The sequence below is a fragment of the Haloarcula sp. CBA1127 genome (assembly GCF_001485575.1).
Taxonomy (GTDB): domain Archaea; phylum Halobacteriota; class Halobacteria; order Halobacteriales; family Haloarculaceae; genus Haloarcula.
Window position 1 is genome coordinate 1,397,067 of record NZ_BCNB01000006.1, and the last position, 14,456, is coordinate 1,411,522.

18 protein-coding genes are annotated in these 14,456 nt (G+C 64.4%); 8 read left to right on the forward strand and 10 right to left on the reverse strand.

Features of this window, described 5'->3' with window-relative positions; genetic code table 11:
* Positions 1 to 24: 24 nt before the first annotated feature.
* A complete protein-coding gene (locus AV059_RS11650; RefSeq protein ID WP_058994568.1) occupies positions 25 to 669 on the forward strand; it encodes a helix-turn-helix domain-containing protein in 645 nt (214 codons plus the stop codon).
* On the opposite strand, the gene AV059_RS11655 is transcribed toward AV059_RS11650, so the two are convergent.
* Positions 664 to 2,085, reverse strand: a complete 1,422-nt coding sequence (locus AV059_RS11655; protein WP_058994569.1) for a YjiH family protein — start codon at positions 2,083 to 2,085, stop codon at positions 664 to 666. The two genes, AV059_RS11650 and AV059_RS11655, sit on opposite strands and share 6 nt — an antisense overlap.
* Positions 2,086 to 2,238: 153 nt before the next feature.
* Here AV059_RS11655 and AV059_RS11660 point away from each other — a divergent pair, with 153 nt between their 5' ends.
* The 3 genes from AV059_RS11660 to AV059_RS11670 all read left to right on the forward strand — a co-directional run bounded on the left by AV059_RS11660 (position 2,239) and on the right by AV059_RS11670 (position 4,741).
* A complete protein-coding gene (locus tag AV059_RS11660; protein ID WP_058994571.1) occupies positions 2,239 to 3,171 on the forward strand; it encodes a sulfide-dependent adenosine diphosphate thiazole synthase in 933 nt (310 codons plus the stop codon).
* A gap of 131 nt (positions 3,172 to 3,302) precedes the next feature.
* Positions 3,303 to 3,791 (forward strand): HTH domain-containing protein, encoded by a 489-nt coding sequence (locus tag AV059_RS11665; protein WP_058994573.1) that lies wholly within the window; start codon positions 3,303 to 3,305, stop codon positions 3,789 to 3,791.
* Between the two features lie 188 nt (positions 3,792 to 3,979).
* Entirely contained in the window at positions 3,980 to 4,741 is a 762-nt protein-coding gene (locus tag AV059_RS11670) for a DUF7001 family protein (RefSeq protein ID WP_058994574.1), read from the forward strand.
* Between the two features lie 18 nt (positions 4,742 to 4,759).
* On the opposite strand, the gene AV059_RS11675 is transcribed toward AV059_RS11670, so the two are convergent.
* The 4 genes from AV059_RS11675 to AV059_RS11690 form a co-directional block, all read right to left on the reverse strand.
* Positions 4,760 to 5,410: a class I SAM-dependent methyltransferase gene (locus AV059_RS11675; protein ID WP_058994576.1), complete on the reverse strand. Its 651-nt coding sequence runs from the start codon at positions 5,408 to 5,410 to the stop codon at positions 4,760 to 4,762.
* Positions 5,407 to 6,303, reverse strand: a complete 897-nt coding sequence (locus AV059_RS11680; RefSeq protein WP_058994578.1) for a thiamine-phosphate synthase family protein — start codon at positions 6,301 to 6,303, stop codon at positions 5,407 to 5,409. Before AV059_RS11680 ends, AV059_RS11675 begins: the two co-directional genes overlap by 4 nt.
* Positions 6,304 to 6,367: 64 nt before the next feature.
* Complete coding sequence (dcd, locus tag AV059_RS11685) at positions 6,368 to 6,955, reverse strand: dCTP deaminase (protein ID WP_058994581.1); 588 nt, start codon at positions 6,953 to 6,955, stop codon at positions 6,368 to 6,370.
* A gap of 113 nt (positions 6,956 to 7,068) precedes the next feature.
* A complete protein-coding gene (locus AV059_RS11690; protein ID WP_058994583.1) occupies positions 7,069 to 7,812 on the reverse strand; it encodes a YIP1 family protein in 744 nt (247 codons plus the stop codon).
* Between the two features lie 77 nt (positions 7,813 to 7,889).
* On the opposite strand from AV059_RS11690, the gene pth2 reads away from it, so the two are divergent.
* The 3 genes from pth2 (at position 7,890) to psmB (ending at position 9,724) form a co-directional block, all read left to right on the forward strand.
* Entirely contained in the window at positions 7,890 to 8,228 is a 339-nt protein-coding gene (gene pth2 / locus AV059_RS11695) for a peptidyl-tRNA hydrolase Pth2 (protein ID WP_004591375.1), read from the forward strand.
* A 69-nt stretch (positions 8,229 to 8,297) separates the two neighbouring features.
* Positions 8,298 to 9,032 carry an archaeal proteasome endopeptidase complex subunit alpha gene (gene psmA / locus AV059_RS11700; RefSeq protein WP_058994585.1) on the forward strand — a complete coding sequence of 245 codons (735 nt, stop codon included), beginning with the start codon at positions 8,298 to 8,300 and terminating at the stop codon, positions 9,030 to 9,032.
* Positions 9,032 to 9,724 carry an archaeal proteasome endopeptidase complex subunit beta gene (gene psmB / locus AV059_RS11705; protein WP_058994587.1) on the forward strand — a complete coding sequence of 231 codons (693 nt, stop codon included), beginning with the start codon at positions 9,032 to 9,034 and terminating at the stop codon, positions 9,722 to 9,724. The genes psmA and psmB overlap by 1 nt, the downstream gene beginning before the upstream one ends.
* A gap of 57 nt (positions 9,725 to 9,781) precedes the next feature.
* On the opposite strand, the gene AV059_RS11710 is transcribed toward psmB, so the two are convergent.
* The 5 genes from AV059_RS11710 to tenA all read right to left on the reverse strand — a co-directional run bounded on the left by AV059_RS11710 (position 9,782) and on the right by tenA (position 13,314).
* Positions 9,782 to 10,177, reverse strand: coding sequence for a universal stress protein (locus AV059_RS11710; RefSeq protein WP_058994589.1), 396 nt, complete (start codon positions 10,175 to 10,177; stop codon positions 9,782 to 9,784).
* Positions 10,178 to 10,259: 82 nt separating this feature from the next.
* A complete protein-coding gene (locus AV059_RS22970) occupies positions 10,260 to 10,388 on the reverse strand; it encodes a hypothetical protein (RefSeq protein ID WP_255356130.1) in 129 nt (42 codons plus the stop codon).
* Positions 10,385 to 11,893, reverse strand: a complete 1,509-nt coding sequence (locus AV059_RS11715; RefSeq protein ID WP_058994591.1) for a sodium:proline symporter — start codon at positions 11,891 to 11,893, stop codon at positions 10,385 to 10,387. The genes AV059_RS22970 and AV059_RS11715 overlap by 4 nt, the downstream gene beginning before the upstream one ends.
* Positions 11,894 to 12,658, reverse strand: a complete 765-nt coding sequence (locus tag AV059_RS11720) for a TenA family protein (protein ID WP_058994593.1) — start codon at positions 12,656 to 12,658, stop codon at positions 11,894 to 11,896. It abuts the gene before it with no gap.
* The gene (gene tenA, locus AV059_RS11725) at positions 12,655 to 13,314 is read right to left on the reverse strand and encodes a thiaminase II (RefSeq protein ID WP_058994595.1); all 660 of its coding nucleotides are present in this window, start codon (positions 13,312 to 13,314) and stop codon (positions 12,655 to 12,657) included. The genes AV059_RS11720 and tenA overlap by 4 nt, the downstream gene beginning before the upstream one ends.
* A gap of 203 nt (positions 13,315 to 13,517) precedes the next feature.
* On the opposite strand from tenA, the gene AV059_RS11730 reads away from it, so the two are divergent.
* A complete protein-coding gene (locus AV059_RS11730) occupies positions 13,518 to 14,441 on the forward strand; it encodes a thiamine-phosphate synthase family protein (RefSeq protein ID WP_058994597.1) in 924 nt (307 codons plus the stop codon).
* Positions 14,442 to 14,456: the final 15 nt, after the last annotated feature.

A 14,456-nucleotide genomic window follows, 5' to 3' on the forward strand; every position in this document is an offset into this window, starting at 1 on the left:
ATACACCTATGTGAACCGATGACTATGTACGAGGTACTGTTCCGTGTCTACGGTGACGGGGCCTACGAGGCGGCAACCGACGGCACCGGCACGCGAATCGAGCTGTGGTGTAACGACCACAGCGACCTGCTCCACGTTAGCGGCGGAGAGGTCGGGAACGTCATCGAGCAGGTCCGCAACACCGTTGGTATCGGGGAGCGCCTGGAAAACGGCGACGAGCAGGTGCTGGTGACTGAGGAGTGTCTGAAAGCACAGCTCGACAACAACGTCGAGCGCTTTCTGGCGAACGAAGGCTGTCTGCTCGTCCCGCCACTGAAATACGCCAGTGGTGGCAAGCTCGTCCGGGCACTCGGTCTCAGCCCCGACGCACTGGCCAGGGTGTACCAGTCCCTGGCAGGACAGTTCGACGTTACCGTCGAATCGAAACGTGAAATCAGCTCTGTGACCCCGGATGCACCGCTTTTGACCGTCGATGCTATGCTCCCGGACCTGTCGCCGCGGCAGCGTGAGGTGTTCCTGATGGCCTACGAGCAGGGGTACTACGAACTGCCCCGCGAGACGACGACGGCGGCTGTTGCGGAGCAGGTAGGCGTGGAGCGCCGAACCGCGGAGGACCACCTGCGGCGGGCGGAAAAGAAACTGGCCGAAGCGCTGGTCGAATACCTATAGGAGGCCCATTGCGGCGAGGGCGTGAGTAATGCCGGCGATGAGCGGCACGAGCAGCACCGTCCGCATGATGAACAACGCCACGAGGTCCCGAAACCGGATGGGGACGTCACTAAACATGTCCATCATCATCGGGCCGACGCTGGAGAAGAAGATGAGCTGCGAGACGGCCAGCACGCCGACAAAGAACTTTGCCTTCACTGCCGTCTCAGTCACGAGCAGGATGGGGACGTACATCTCGGTGATTCCGACGATGGTCGCCGGCGCCACCACCTCTGCGTTCGGGATTCCGAGCGCAGCGATGACCGGTGTCAGCGGACGACCGAGAATGTCGAAGAGTGGGGTGTGTGCCGAGAGCAGCGTTGCGGCGAGTCCAACAGCGAGGATGGTTCCCAGGATGAGACTAGTGAGCTTCAGGCCGTCGACGAAGCCCCGCTTGGCTGCTTGCACGAACGTCTCCCCTTCCTTGGCCTTCCCGACGGCCTCGCTGACCGCCAGCCGGACGTAATCTGCTGGCGTTCCGGAGAACGCGAGCTCCGGGTCGGGTTCAGCGATGTACTCTTCGGGAATTCTGGAGATAGGCGGCACCCGGACCAGAATAACACCGGTGACGACGACACAGAAGAAGTACGCTCCGAAGATGAGCGGGAATTTCGGGAGCATATCGAGCGTGGCGGCGACGACGCCGACGAAGCCGATTGACACCGTCGAAAAGCACGTCGCGATGGTAAACACGTCGCGCTTGTGGTAGCCGCCGGCTTCGAAGACATTGCGGGTGACGTAGAGGCCGACGCTGTAGGAGCCGACCCACGATGCGAGACTGTCCAGTGCAGCCCGCCCCGGGACTCTGAACAGCGGGCGCATTACCGGCCTCGCGAGCGTTCCGACGAACTCCAGCCCGCCGAGTTCGACGAATATCGTGATGAAGATGGCCCCGATGGGGATGATGACGCCAACGCTGTACACCAGCGTTCCCCACATCAGCCCGCCGGTACTGGGCGTGTGGAGCCACTCGGGCCCGAGTTTGAAGAACATCACCGGCGCGATGAGTACGCCGGCGACTCGGAGTGCCCAAAAGACTCCCGAGGTCTCGAATGATGACAGGTCGTACCCCCCGACCTCGCCGCCACTGGCCATCGCGACCGTCGTCAGTATCCCACCGGCGAGGATGATACCCAGCGAGTAGACGCCGACGGCATCCGGGAACGTCCCGGTTATGTTGCTGACAACGATGTCGAACGGGACTGTAATCTCACCCTGATACGGGACCGGCAGGAGGAAGAACACTCCACCGATGAGAAACGCGATCAGGAACTTCAGCACCGGCCACGCTTCGTATTCGTGCAGGTCGATATCGTCAATGTCCCTTGCCGCTGGTTCAGTGTCGACCGTGTACGTGTTGCCTGTTTCGGTAGACATTACCAAACAATACTCTCATTTGATAGTTAGTCCTGAAACCACCGTGTGGAACCATTTTTATCAGTGTCTACGCCAGCGACCGTGCGCGAGATTCAGCAAACAGACGAGGCCATCAGAACGACTATGTATCACCAATGAATATCACTAGGTGGTATGAGCGATTCCGATTCATTCGAACAGTTCAGCGACGTCGGCGAGGCGGAAGTCACACGCGCAATCGGGCAGGAATGGACCGAGGAGTTCATGGACTTCTCGGACTCCGACGTCATCATCGTCGGTGGCGGCCCGTCGGGGCTGATGGCCGCGAAGGAACTCGCCGAGCGCGGCGTGCAGGTGATGGTCGTCGAGAAGAACAACTACCTCGGCGGCGGCTTCTGGCTCGGCGGCTTCCTGATGAACAAGGTCACTGTCCGCGACCCCGCACAGCAGGTGCTCGACGAACTCGACGTCGACCACAAGCAGTCCAAGGACAGCGAGGGCCTCTACGTCGCCAACGGACCGGAGGCCTGTTCCGGCCTCATCAAGGCCGCCTGCGACGCCGGCGCGAAGATGCAGAACATGACGGAGTTCACCGACATCGTCATCCGCGAGGACCACCGCGTCGGCGGCATCGTGATGAACTGGACGCCGGTCCACGCGCTCCCCCGAGAGATTACCTGCGTCGACCCGATTGCCGTCGAGGCCGACCTCGTCATCGACGCGACGGGCCACGACGCGATGGCGGTCAAGAAACTCGACGAGCGCGGCGTTCTCAATGCGCCGGGCCTCGAAGACGAAGCCAGCGGCATGGATCAGACCGACGACGACACCTACGGCGCGCCCGGCCACGACTCGCCCGGCCACGACTCGATGTGGGTCGGCGAGAGCGAGGACGCTGTCGTCGAACACACCGGTCTCGCCCACGACGGCCTCGTCGTTACTGGCATGGCCACCGCGACCACCTACGGCCTCCCGCGCATGGGGCCGACGTTCGGTGCCATGCTCGTCTCCGGCAAGCGTGCCGCGCAGGTCGCGCTTGATGAACTTGAAGTCGACGCCGAGCCGGTCGACGTTACGAGCCGCGACGCAACCCCCGCTGACGACTGAAATCCTCCCACGCCCCTCTGGTTTTTATACGACTAGTTTTTCTCGATTTAGTTATCTATTCAAGCCATAATATCGCACTAATACAAACAATTATGCAAGCGTGCGACAATTATGTTAGTGATTATCAACCAATGTCCGAAGAGATGCAGCGGAGCGACAACCACAGGCCTGACGAGTCAGTCGGCGGCGAGATCTCGGTCCACCTCTGGAGTCGGCGGCCGGTCTGTGGCCCCCGAACGACAGCCATTGACCGGTTCACAGAACTCGCCGCAACGGGAATTGTCGATGACTTCGATATCCAGACGTGGCCCGAGGAAATTCCCGTATCCCAGCGGACCGAACACGGCGAGGTGCTGGCGACTGTCGACCGGTACGAACAGTGGGCAACGGAACGTGGGCTGAGTCTCCGACCGCCGTTCGAGACGCGGACCTCGTCGCTACTCGTCGGCGGCAGTACCGAGGTGCTTCGACTCCCGATGATAGCCGTCGCCGTCTACGCGAACGACGATCTTGTCGGCGTGTACCCGTGTACTGATGGGGAAACAACGTGGTCTGTCACCGATTGCATTGACTCACTCACGACGGAACCGGCCGGGCTTCCCCACCAGTCCGAGTCCTGATATCCCCTTGGGACGACGCACTCTGTCGCCGATGGCGTCCAGTATAGCGCTGCTTTGCCGAGCCCGTCCCTGATTCTGGAGCGCCAGATTGACCTGTCCGCTCTGGTTCTCTACTCTGGCGACTACTCAACAGAGGAGAATAACGGATACACAAACGGTATTACCGGCCGATACCACTGACCAATACAATGGAGTCCGTGACGCTGTACCGCACCCCGACGGCGGTCGCCGACACCGACGCCATCGCCGACTGGCTCGACGCGCGGGTCGAGGCTACCGTCTCCGTCCGGGACCGGTTTCTCACGCTGCACGGCGACTCGGAACTGGCGGAGTCGTTCGCCGAGGCGCGGGTACTCTCGCCGTACGACCGCGAGACCGGGAACACGATGCTGGGTATCGTCCGCTATGAGGAACGAGCACTGGAGTCGCCTGAACGGGCCGGCGGCGTCATCTACGACGGGCTGGCTGTCCAGGGCGCGCTCCACGAGCGAATCCCCGAGTCCGAGCGGTCACTCGACCACCTCCACGTTCCGCTGCTGGACCGCGTCATCGGGACCTGGGGTGACCACGACGGCCGTTGGCACAAGCGTGTGAACGTCCTCGGCCAGCCCGCTATCGTCTCGGTGCCGGGGCTCTACGAAGCCCCCGCAAAACCCGAGCAGTACTACAAGGAACAGCAGAAACACGCCCTGCTCGGCGGCGGCGCACCGCCCCGGGAAGTGCTGGAAAACGAAGTTGAGGGCGAGTTCCTCATCGAGGACGACCCGCGGACGACCGACGCGCTCAAGGGATACGTCCTGCAGGCCTACCACTACCTCGACACTGGCGAGGCGTTCTGTGACGAGGAAACCTGCCGGCTCCACAACCACCACCGCCAGCCCGGCGTCGTCGCCGCACAGCTACGAGAGCCTGAATTCTGTCCGGAGCACGCCGAACGGTACCGGCCATAGCAGCCCGATTTACGTCCGCTACGGCACAGTTCCACACAGCAGGCCGAGAAACCCCCCGGCGAAGGTCTCGTACCGTCTGTCCACCGTCCGCTCGGTGAGTCGCTCGCGGGCCGCCCGCACCCGCCGCTCGAACGCGCTGGCGTGTGACTGTCTGGATAGCCGCGTCCCCGGCGCGGACAGACGGACGAACCCCTCGAACGCAAGGTTCAGTGGCGCGGCGATGGCGCTGGGACTCCGCTGGAAGTTCAGCAGGGCGACACGGCCGCCGGAGGCGACACTGTCACACCACGCGTCGACCGCCGCTGCAGGGTCCTCGAAGATGCCAGCGACGAACGTCGCCAGGACGGCATCGGCCGCTCGAACTGGCGGGCGAGCGGCGTCGGCCTGCACGTAGTGTACGGCTCCGCCGGTTCTGGCGGGTCGGTCGCGTGCGCGGTCGAGCATCCCTCGTGTCACGTCGATACCGACGACTTGACCCGACGGGCCGACTCGCTCGCGGAGCGCCGGCACATTTGCGCCAGTGCCACAGCCCATCTCGACGACGGTGTCGCCGGGTGCAAGCGACAGCGAGTCCGCCGTTCGGTCGCGCCAGGACGCCACGCCGGGCGCATTCGCGACCCAGTCGTACACCCGCGCCCACCGGCCGTAGAACGATTGCGCGTCGGTCACAGAATTTCGCGTGCCGTTTCAGCGACCGACACAGCGTCGTCCCCGAGCAGGTACACCACCGGCTCGATCCCCATCGCGCCGGTGTGGTAGAGCACGTCAGCCGCCGGGTTGTCGGCCAGCGCGGCCGCGACGGCCGGCTCGACGCTGTCCTCGGCGTCGAACTCGACCACGGTCCGACCGGCATCTCGAAGCGCGGTCACGACGCCGTCGTCGTACCGGACGTTTAGCACCGCGCGGGCGTCGCTCCCGGCGGCCCGCGCCGCAAGCAGCAGCGTCGCGACGTGCTCGCTGACGCCGAACTCCGGGTCCGCCGGAATCGTTGCCCGTCCTTTCACGTCGAGAATCCGCCCCGGGACGGCGGCCACGTCCTCGATGCTGTCGGCCTCGGGGAGACACTGAACGAGGTTCGACCCCACCGCCGGAATAAGCGTCGCGAACCCGCTGGTGTTTTCCAGCACGCTGAGTCCGCGCCGAACCGATGCGAGCGTCCGCTCGGCCGACCGGAGCTGTGAGTCCGGGTCATGAACGGCGAACTCGTCGTCGTAGTCGCCCAGCTCCGGGACTGCCTCCTCGTGTATCTGTGCCAGCACGCCGCCCTGTTCGAGTTCGCGGATGAACACCTCTGTCTCGACCAGCGCCTGAACGGAACTCATATCGCCATCGGCCAGCCCGTCAGCCAACCGCTCAACGAGTTCCTCCAGCCCGCGATGGGCCAGCAGGTCGTCGTGGCGCGCCACGTCGCCGTGGACGTACTTCGAGACCGCGCTCTGGCTGATACCGAGCAGGTCGGCGACCTCGGACTGGGTCAGCCCGCGCTCTCTGAGGGCGTCGGCCAGCAGCGAGCGAAACGTCGGCAGGAAGTCGTCGACGACGATTTCCTCGATGAATCGCACTATTGGTCGCCTCCGAACTCAATCTCGTTTCTCACCGATACCGTGATGCCACGCGTTGCGGGCATCACTGATCGCCTCCGAACTCGCGGTCTCCCTGTATCTTGCTCGCCTGCGGCCCGGACTGGCCCTGATACTTCGAGCCGCGCTCGGCCCCGTACGGGCGGTCGGCGGGGGTCTTGAGTTCCGTGAACGTGAGCTGTGAGATCCGCATTCCGGGTGTGAGCGCGACGGGCGCGGTGCCGAGGTTCGACAGTTCGAGCGTGATCTGGCCCTCGTACCCGGGGTCACACAGGCCGGCCGTCGCGTGGACCACGATTGCCAGGCGGCCCAGCGACGAGCGGCCTTCGACGTGGGCGATGAGGTCGTTGGGGATGGCGACGCGCTCGTGGGTCGTCCCCAGCACGAAGTCGCCGGGATGGAGGATGAACTCCCCACCCTCCTCAATGACCGTTTCCTCAACGTAGTCGGAGACTTCGTCCTCGGAGTTCGGGTGGATACAGGGGATGTTGGCGTGCTGGAACTCCAAAAACTCATGTCCGAGGCGGAGGTCGACGCTGGCGGGCTGAATCTGGATGTCCGGGTCGTCGAGCGGTTCGACGACGAGGTCACCCTGCTCCAGCCGTCGGAGAATATCCGCATCTGAGAGTATCATGAGAGTGGCGTGTGCGGCCGGAAGCCTAAACTCCCCGATTCTCGTGCTGTCGGCTCTAACTGTTTTACGATATCTGCAGTGGCGAACACGTGACAGCCGTGCAGCCGACTGTATCAGGCGGCTATCACGGGGAGCGTCGCGGCGATGACAGCGATGGCGACCGCTGCATACCTGCTGATCCCGTGGACGACCCGGAGGCCGCCAGCCCAGACGTACGCCTGCCAGGCTGCGGTTCCGACCTGTATTGCGAGAAAGACGAACCCTGACAGCCCATTCTGTAGACGCTGAACCTGTTCGAGCAGCAGTTCCGGCGAAGATGCAGAGAGATCGGTATTGGCAGCGAAAAAGACGAGCGCAGCACCGCCGGCGGCAACGCCGACAACAGACGGGAGCAGTCCCCAGGCAGTGATCTCCGCTGTCTCGCCCAACCGGCCGGAGCCACCGGTTAGCTTTGCACCGACATATAGACCGAGCATCAATCCGATCCAGACGATGATGAAATCGACAAACAGCCCCGGAAGGACCTCAGTCGCATAGTCCCAGACGAGCGAGCCGACTTCGACAGTTCTCGTCGCCGGTTCGTCACAGCCGGAAACGGTTATTCCGCCGACGCCACCGTCTTCGCACATCAGCTCCGGGGGCCGAGCGGGATTGTCTCTCTCAACAGTGCCGGTGAACTGCGCGGCGAACAGCCGGAGCGCGACTCCGAGAACGACTGTGACGACGACGGCGATGCCGAGAGCGAGGCCACCGCCACGGAATCCGTTTAGCTGGCCGCGTCGTTGCTCGAAGAACGCCCCCGGTCGCAGGAGAAACGTTCGGATAGTGGAGGGCATCTCCGGGGTGTGCTCGGCCACGGCGTATGTACTCTGTGGTATGTGCAACCGTGGAGGGAGTCCGACGGGAGTTTAAGTACGGGTGGCCATGTAATCGTATGAAGCAGGCTATCGTCGCGCGGGCCGACATCGGTATGGGCGAGGGCAAACTCGCCGCCCAGGTTGCCCACGCCTCGCTGTCGGCCTACGAGGACGCCGGCCCGAAACCCCGCAAAGCCTGGAAGGGTGCGGGGCAGAAGAAAGTCGTCCTGAAGGCCACCAGCGAGTCCGAGCTGTTCGAACTCGCAGATGTGGCCGAGCGCGAAGGCCTGCCGCATGCGGTCGTCCGAGACGCCGGCCACACACAGCTCGACCCGGGAACCGTCACGGCCCTCGCCGTCGGCCCCGCCGAGGACGAGCTGGTGGACCGCGTCACCGGCGACCTGCCGCTGTTCTGAGGGCAGCGGCCCGCGATACGGTTATATAAGAGCAACCCTAACCTCAGGTGAACAACAACACGATACATTATGCAAGGAAACGAACAACAGGCCTACGACCGCGGGATTACCATCTTCTCCCCGGACGGACGCCTCTATCAGGTCGAGTACGCACGAGAAGCTGTCAAGCGCGGAACCGCAAGCGTGGGAGTTCGAACCAAGGACGGCGTGGTCATCGCCGCCGACCGCCACGCCCGGTCGCCGCTCATCGAGCGCGACAGCATCGAGAAGATCCACGAGATCGACTCCCATGTCGGTGTCGCTAGCGCGGGCCACGTGGCCGACGCACGCCAGCTTATCGACGTGGCGCGCCGGCAGTCACAGGTCAACCGCCTACGCTACGACGAGCCGGCCTCCGTCGAGTCCCTGACCAAGGAGATAACGGATTACATCCAGCAGTACACCCAGACTGGCGGCGCACGCCCGTTCGGTGTCGCGCTGCTGGTCGCCGGTATCGAGGACGGCGAACCGCGCCTCTTCGAGACAGACCCCTCGGGGACGCCCTACGAGTGGCAGGCTGTCGCCATCGGCGGCTCCCGCGAGGACATTCAGTCGTTCCTCGAAGACGAGTACGCCGAGGAGATGGACCTCGAAGGCGGCATCGAACTCGCGCTCCGTGCGCTGGCCTCGGTCAACGAGGACGGCCTCGACGCGACTGGTGTCGACATCGCAACCATCGACGTGGAAACCGAGCAGTTCGAAAAGCTCGCCGAAGAGGACATCGCCGAGCGACTTGACGAGTTCGAACTCGGAGGTGAGGAATAATGCACGACCCCGAGAACCGACTGACTGACGCCTACGAACCCGAGGTCGGCAACCTGCCGAACGAGGACGGCGGCCGCGACGAGGAGAACGTCGTCAAGACCGGGACGACCACCGTCGGCCTCTCGACGGAGAACGGCGTTGTCATCGCGACGGACCGGCGCGCCTCTCTCGGTGGCCGCTTCGTCTCGAACAAGCAGGTCCAGAAGGTCGAGCAGATCCACCCGACGGCCGCGATGACGCTGGTCGGCAGCGTCGGCGGGGCACAGTCGTTCATCCGCTCGCTTCGCGCCGAGGCCGACCTCTACGAGGTCCGCCGCGACGAACCGCTCTCGATTCACGCGCTGGCGACGCTTGCGGGCAACTTCGCCCGCGGCGGCCCGTACTTCGCTATCAACCCCATCGTCGGCGGCGTCGACGAAGAGGGGAGCCACGTCTACAGCGTCGACCCAGCCGGTGGTGTGCTTGAAGACGACTACACCGTCACTGGCTCCGGGACGATGGTCGCAACGGGGACCATCGAAGGGCAGTACGACCACGGGATGAGCCTCTCCGAGGCCCGTGACCTGGCGATCCGCGCGGTCAACGCCGCGGCCGAGCGTGACACCGGGTCCGGTAACGGCGTCGTGCTCGCTGAAATCACCGACGAGGGCGTCGAAATCGACGCTTTCGACGACTACGAGTCGGCCGAGTAACCCGGCTGTCTCGATTTTCGGTTTCTTTGCGGTCGGTTGTCAGCGGCCAGTGGCTACTCACTCCCGGGGAACGACCCGCATCGGGTAGTCAGACTGCCGCATGATATCTTGGGCGACGCTACCGAAGATGAGCCGGTCGGTCTGGCTTCGCTTGCGGACGCCGATGACGAGTTCGTCGGCATCGACGTCTGCGGCGATGTCGAAAATGTCCTCAGCCGGACTGTTGCCCCGGATGATCTGGTAGGTCTCGACGGACACCTGGTCGCCTAGGCGGTCCGAGACCACCTTTAGTGCGGCCTTCCCGTCGGCGACCGCGTCCGGTGGCGTTCTGTCTCCACCCGGCTGTGAGTTGACCGCGTACACACTGTCTTCCGGGTCGAGGACGCCTTCGAGGTACGAACACAGTGTCTGGCTGACTGTCTCGGAGTTCGTCGCGAGCACGAAGGTCTGCATATGCGACGTTCCACACCCATCATGATAAGTATGTGTCTTGTTACCACAGCCCTATTTATATTCAGACTCTCACGGCAGTCGGCTACTCGGTCAAGACCAGCCAGCCGACAGCGAGGAAGACGGCGAGCACGAGCAGAATCGACCCCCAAGCTAGCGCTGCGAAGGCCGTCGACCCGAGCGCGGCCAGAGGGACGATGGCTGACGGCGTCATTGCTCGGACCCCCCGTCAGCCACCGGATCGTCAAGCGCGCGGACCTCTCGGCCGAGGCTGTCGAGGTCGGCATCGGCTCCACCGAGAACGGTCGCCGCGACGGTGAGAGCGGCCGAAACGAGCGTTGCACCGGCGAAGGCAATGAGGAACGACGGCGCTGGCAGCATACTCCCGATGCCTGGTATGGCGCTGACGAGGCCACGGAGTGATGGGAAGTAGATGAACCCGACAAGTAGCCCCACGATGCCAGAGACTACTGCGCCCGGGCCGGTGAGCCGCTCAGTGTAGAGGCCGGCGAGGAAGGGCACGAAGACGCCAGCGGCAAGCAGGTCTGCCGTCAGGAACAACTGGAGGACGCTGTACCCCTGCGCGCCGATGAACATCGCGGCGAGCGCAACAGCGACCGTCAGCCCGCGACCGCCGAGCCACAGGGTTCGCTGGTCGGGGTCATCGAGCAGTCGAGCGAGGTCAGCCGTGACGACGCTGGCGATAGCGTTGAACATGGTATCGGCCGAACTCATCACCAGCAGGACGGCGAGGACGACGACGGCGAGGGTCACCCATGTCGGGAACGCCTCTGCCACCACGAGGAAGAAGGCGATGCTTGCGGACCCAGACTCAGTGAGTCCCAGCCCCGCGGCGGCGATGCCGAACAGCCCCGACAGCAGGAGCATCGGGACGACCACGAGGGCGGCGATGCCCATCCCACGCCGCAAAGCGCCCTCGCCGTCGGCGGCGTACACCCGCTGCCAGACGCCTTGGTTCAGCATATTTGCTCCCAAGAGAGCGAACGCGACGTACAGCCCGAACTGCAGGCCGGGACCGAACGACGGGTCGAGCAGTGTCGGGTCGGCCGACACCACCGTCGCGTGGAATTCGCTCGTGCCTCCAAGCGAAAGGAGTGCGCCGCCGAAGCCGACGGCCAGAAGCGGGAGGATGACCAGCGTCTGGACGGTGTCGGTGACGATGCTGGCGAGCAGCCCACCGTAGGTCGTGTAGACGAGGACGAAGCCGCCGATGAGCAGCGAGGTCTGCCAGAGCGGCACATCTGCGACGAGCGCGAGCGCGCCGGCGATGCCGGTCATCTCCGCGGCGAGGAAGATGAACATATAGAACACTGAGACCAGCAGGACGAGCAGGTACATCCCGGAGCCAAAGCGAGCGTAGGCGAACTCCGTCAGCGAGTGCCCCGCAGGCATCACCTCGCGGATGCGAGCCCCGACCGGTATAAAGAGGACGAGCGGAATCGCGCTGCCGATGGCGTAGCCCAGCACGGCGGGGAGTCCGCCGAACGCGGCCCCGGCCTCGGCGGGGCTCAGCAGAATCCAGACGCCCATCATCGACGCGATGACTGTCGCGGCGAGGGTCCCGCTGCCGGCCGAGTCGCGGGCCGAAATGTACGTTTCCACCGAGTCGATGCGACCGCGCGCGGCGAAGAGGCCAATGCCGGTGAACACGAGCACGGTCGCCGCGGTCAGGCCGAGGACCACAGCCGAGGAAGCCATCTACGGGCTCACCTCGCTATCGGCCGTCGCCGGGCTCCCTTCGTAGGCCGTCTCGAAGAACTGTCGTTCGAGTGTGACCGTGCGGTCAAACAACGACGCGACGCGGGCCTCCCGGCGGGGCGAAAGCGTCGGTCCGACGCCGTCAAGTTCGCCCCGGAGCCAGTCGACGAACGCGACGAAGGAGTCGACAGCGTGGAGGTCGACCCACTCGGCGAAGTAGAACGGCAGGCCCATCCCCGCGCTGGGAAGGCCATCACTGTCAGGGTCACCGTGGGTCGCGGCAGCCGCCGTCGCCCACGACTCGTATATCCACTCTGCCGGAACGAGGACGGCCAGCGTCTCGGCATACCCGCCTTCTCGGGCGGCGCGACCGAGCAAGTCGATAAACGCCGCCGTCGAATCCGTCGGCTCTGGGTTTTGCCAGCGCGAATCGGCGACACCCAGCGCGGCAAAGGAGCGCTCGAAGTAGTCGTCTTCCTCGTCGGTCACGGTATCGAGGAACTCCACGAACTGTCGTTTGGCGGCCATATCCGGCGCCTGGCCGACCGCGTGGCCGAACGTGCCGACGAGTTCGTCGACGAACGCGTAGTCCTGCACCAGATACTCGGCGAACGCGTCTTCGTCGAGCGTGCCGGCCCCGAGTTCCTCGACAAACCGGTGCTCGACGGCGGCGTCCCAGTCCGGCTGACTCTGCTCCCGGAGCCAGTCGGTGAACCGGGGCTCGTCGGTGTGCTCGGCGTACGCTGAGTATGTTTTGGCCGTCATAGCTCCCACCCCTCCTGCGTGTAGGCCATCTCCCAGAACCGGTGTTCGAGCTTCGCGCTTGTGCGGAACGCGTCCTCCATGGCGTCGCGTTGGCCGGGATAGCGCTCGCCACAGCGGTCGACGTACGCCCGACACCAGCCCGTCGCCTCGCGGAAGTCGTCGCTGGTGTACATCTCGATGAACGGCGTGTACCGGTGCTCGCCGTCGGCCAGGTCAGCCATGTGTTCGGCCACGTCGAGATAGCCCTGCATACAGGGGTACAGCGCGGCGGCGATCTCCGCCTCGTGTCCCTCGTAGGCTGTCCGAACGAGGAAGTTCGTGTACGCCAGACACGTCGGGGCCTTCTCGGTCGACTCCAGCTCACGCTCCGAGATGTCGTAGTCCGACGCGAACTCCCGATGCAGGTCCATCTCGGTGCCGAGCACCTGGTGTGCGACCCCGAGCAGGTGCGTCATCGTCGACTCGTCGCCGGCCGTCGCCCCAGCGAGCGCGAACAACCGTGCGTAGTCTTGCAGGTATCGGTAGTCCTGTTTCACCCAGTGTTTGAACGCCGCCTCGTCGAGCGTCCCGTCGGCCAGTTCGCGAACGAACGGGTGGTCCTTCTGTGCGTCCCAGATGTCCTCACCGATGTCGAGCAGGTGGTCGCTGAATGCCATTGGTAGCCAATACAACAAACTCCGACGTATTATATCCTGCTAATACAACCAAGTTGTACCTGCCGGGGAGAACGATGCACACAGCCAACTGCGGGGCTTGGGTGGCTCGGGGCCGTTCTGGCTGCTTGCACCCACAGTGGCGTAGTCGACCGGCAGCGTTCGTAGTCCCAACTGCTAAACGAACTACGCACTCACTTCCGGTAATGACACTGCAGTTACCGAGTGAGATTGTGGTCGAGCGATTTCTCCCGACGGCTCGGGCGATGCTCGCCACGAGGCTCGACGAGGAGGGCTGGACCCAGCAGGAGATCGCCGACCAGCTCGGCGTGACACAGGCCGCAGTGAGCAAATACGGCAGCGGCTCGGTCACCATCGAGGAGCGGTTCCGGGAGGACACCCGGATGCAACAGACCATCGAGCGCATCGCCGATGGGCTGGCCGCGGGCGAGATGGACGAGTTCGCGGTGCTGGGCGAACTGCTCGCTCTGGTGCGGGAGTTCGAGGACCGGGGGCCCATCTGTGCGGTCCACGAGGAGGAGATGCCGGCGCTACAGGGGATGGGCTGTGACCTCTGTGTTCGGGGGACAGACACCGCGGTACAGGCGGAACGGACCGTCCTGTCGTCGGTCCGGCGAGCCACGCGACTGCTGGCGAACAGCGATGTCGTCGTCGATGCCATCCCGAACGTGGGGATGAACGTCGGCATGGCGCTGCCGGACGCTGAAGACGCACTCGACGTGGCGGCGGTCCCCGGCCGGATTCACGACCTGCGAGGGCGGGTCAACGTCCCATCGAACCCCGAGTTCGGCGCGTCAGAACACGTCGCGGGGACGATACTGGCCGCGATGGCGGTCGACCCCTCGTGTCGAGCGGCGCTCAATCTGACGACCGATGAAGCGTTCCTCGATGCCGCCCGGAGACGGGGTATCGAGCCGCTGGAGTTCGACGCCGGCTACGAGGATCGGGACGAACGGCTCGAAGCCACTTTCCGCGAACGCGGCGATGTCCCCCGTGTTATCTACCACGGCGGCGCGTTCGGCATCGAGCCGATAACCTACGTTTTCGGTGAGTCAGCGGTCGAAGCTGCTGAGCTCATGATCGAACTCCTCGACGCTGCTGACACCTGAGCTGTCTCGTTCGCC

What these genes read in the sequence shown, in the direction of transcription:
- tenA (WP_058994595.1), bottom strand. Translation starts at nt 13,314, where the DNA reads ATGGCATTCAGCGACCACCTGCTCGACATCGGTGAGGACATCTGGGAC.
- psmA (WP_058994585.1), top strand. Translation starts at nt 8,298, where the DNA reads ATGCAAGGAAACGAACAACAGGCCTACGACCGCGGGATTACCATCTTC.
- AV059_RS11655 (WP_058994569.1), bottom strand. Translation starts at nt 2,085, where the DNA reads ATGTCTACCGAAACAGGCAACACGTACACGGTCGACACTGAACCAGCG.
- AV059_RS11670 (WP_058994574.1), top strand. Translation starts at nt 3,980, where the DNA reads ATGGAGTCCGTGACGCTGTACCGCACCCCGACGGCGGTCGCCGACACC.
- pth2 (WP_004591375.1), top strand. Translation starts at nt 7,890, where the DNA reads ATGAAGCAGGCTATCGTCGCGCGGGCCGACATCGGTATGGGCGAGGGC.
- AV059_RS11650 (WP_058994568.1), top strand. Translation starts at nt 25, where the DNA reads ATGTACGAGGTACTGTTCCGTGTCTACGGTGACGGGGCCTACGAGGCG.
- AV059_RS11730 (WP_058994597.1), top strand. Translation starts at nt 13,518, where the DNA reads ATGACACTGCAGTTACCGAGTGAGATTGTGGTCGAGCGATTTCTCCCG.
- psmB (WP_058994587.1), top strand. Translation starts at nt 9,032, where the DNA reads ATGCACGACCCCGAGAACCGACTGACTGACGCCTACGAACCCGAGGTC.
- AV059_RS22970 (WP_255356130.1), bottom strand. Translation starts at nt 10,388, where the DNA reads ATGACGCCGTCAGCCATCGTCCCTCTGGCCGCGCTCGGGTCGACGGCC.
- AV059_RS11665 (WP_058994573.1), top strand. Translation starts at nt 3,303, where the DNA reads ATGTCCGAAGAGATGCAGCGGAGCGACAACCACAGGCCTGACGAGTCA.
- AV059_RS11715 (WP_058994591.1), bottom strand. Translation starts at nt 11,893, where the DNA reads ATGGCTTCCTCGGCTGTGGTCCTCGGCCTGACCGCGGCGACCGTGCTC.
- dcd (WP_058994581.1), bottom strand. Translation starts at nt 6,955, where the DNA reads ATGATACTCTCAGATGCGGATATTCTCCGACGGCTGGAGCAGGGTGAC.
- AV059_RS11710 (WP_058994589.1), bottom strand. Translation starts at nt 10,177, where the DNA reads ATGCAGACCTTCGTGCTCGCGACGAACTCCGAGACAGTCAGCCAGACA.
- AV059_RS11720 (WP_058994593.1), bottom strand. Translation starts at nt 12,658, where the DNA reads ATGACGGCCAAAACATACTCAGCGTACGCCGAGCACACCGACGAGCCC.
- AV059_RS11660 (WP_058994571.1), top strand. Translation starts at nt 2,239, where the DNA reads ATGAGCGATTCCGATTCATTCGAACAGTTCAGCGACGTCGGCGAGGCG.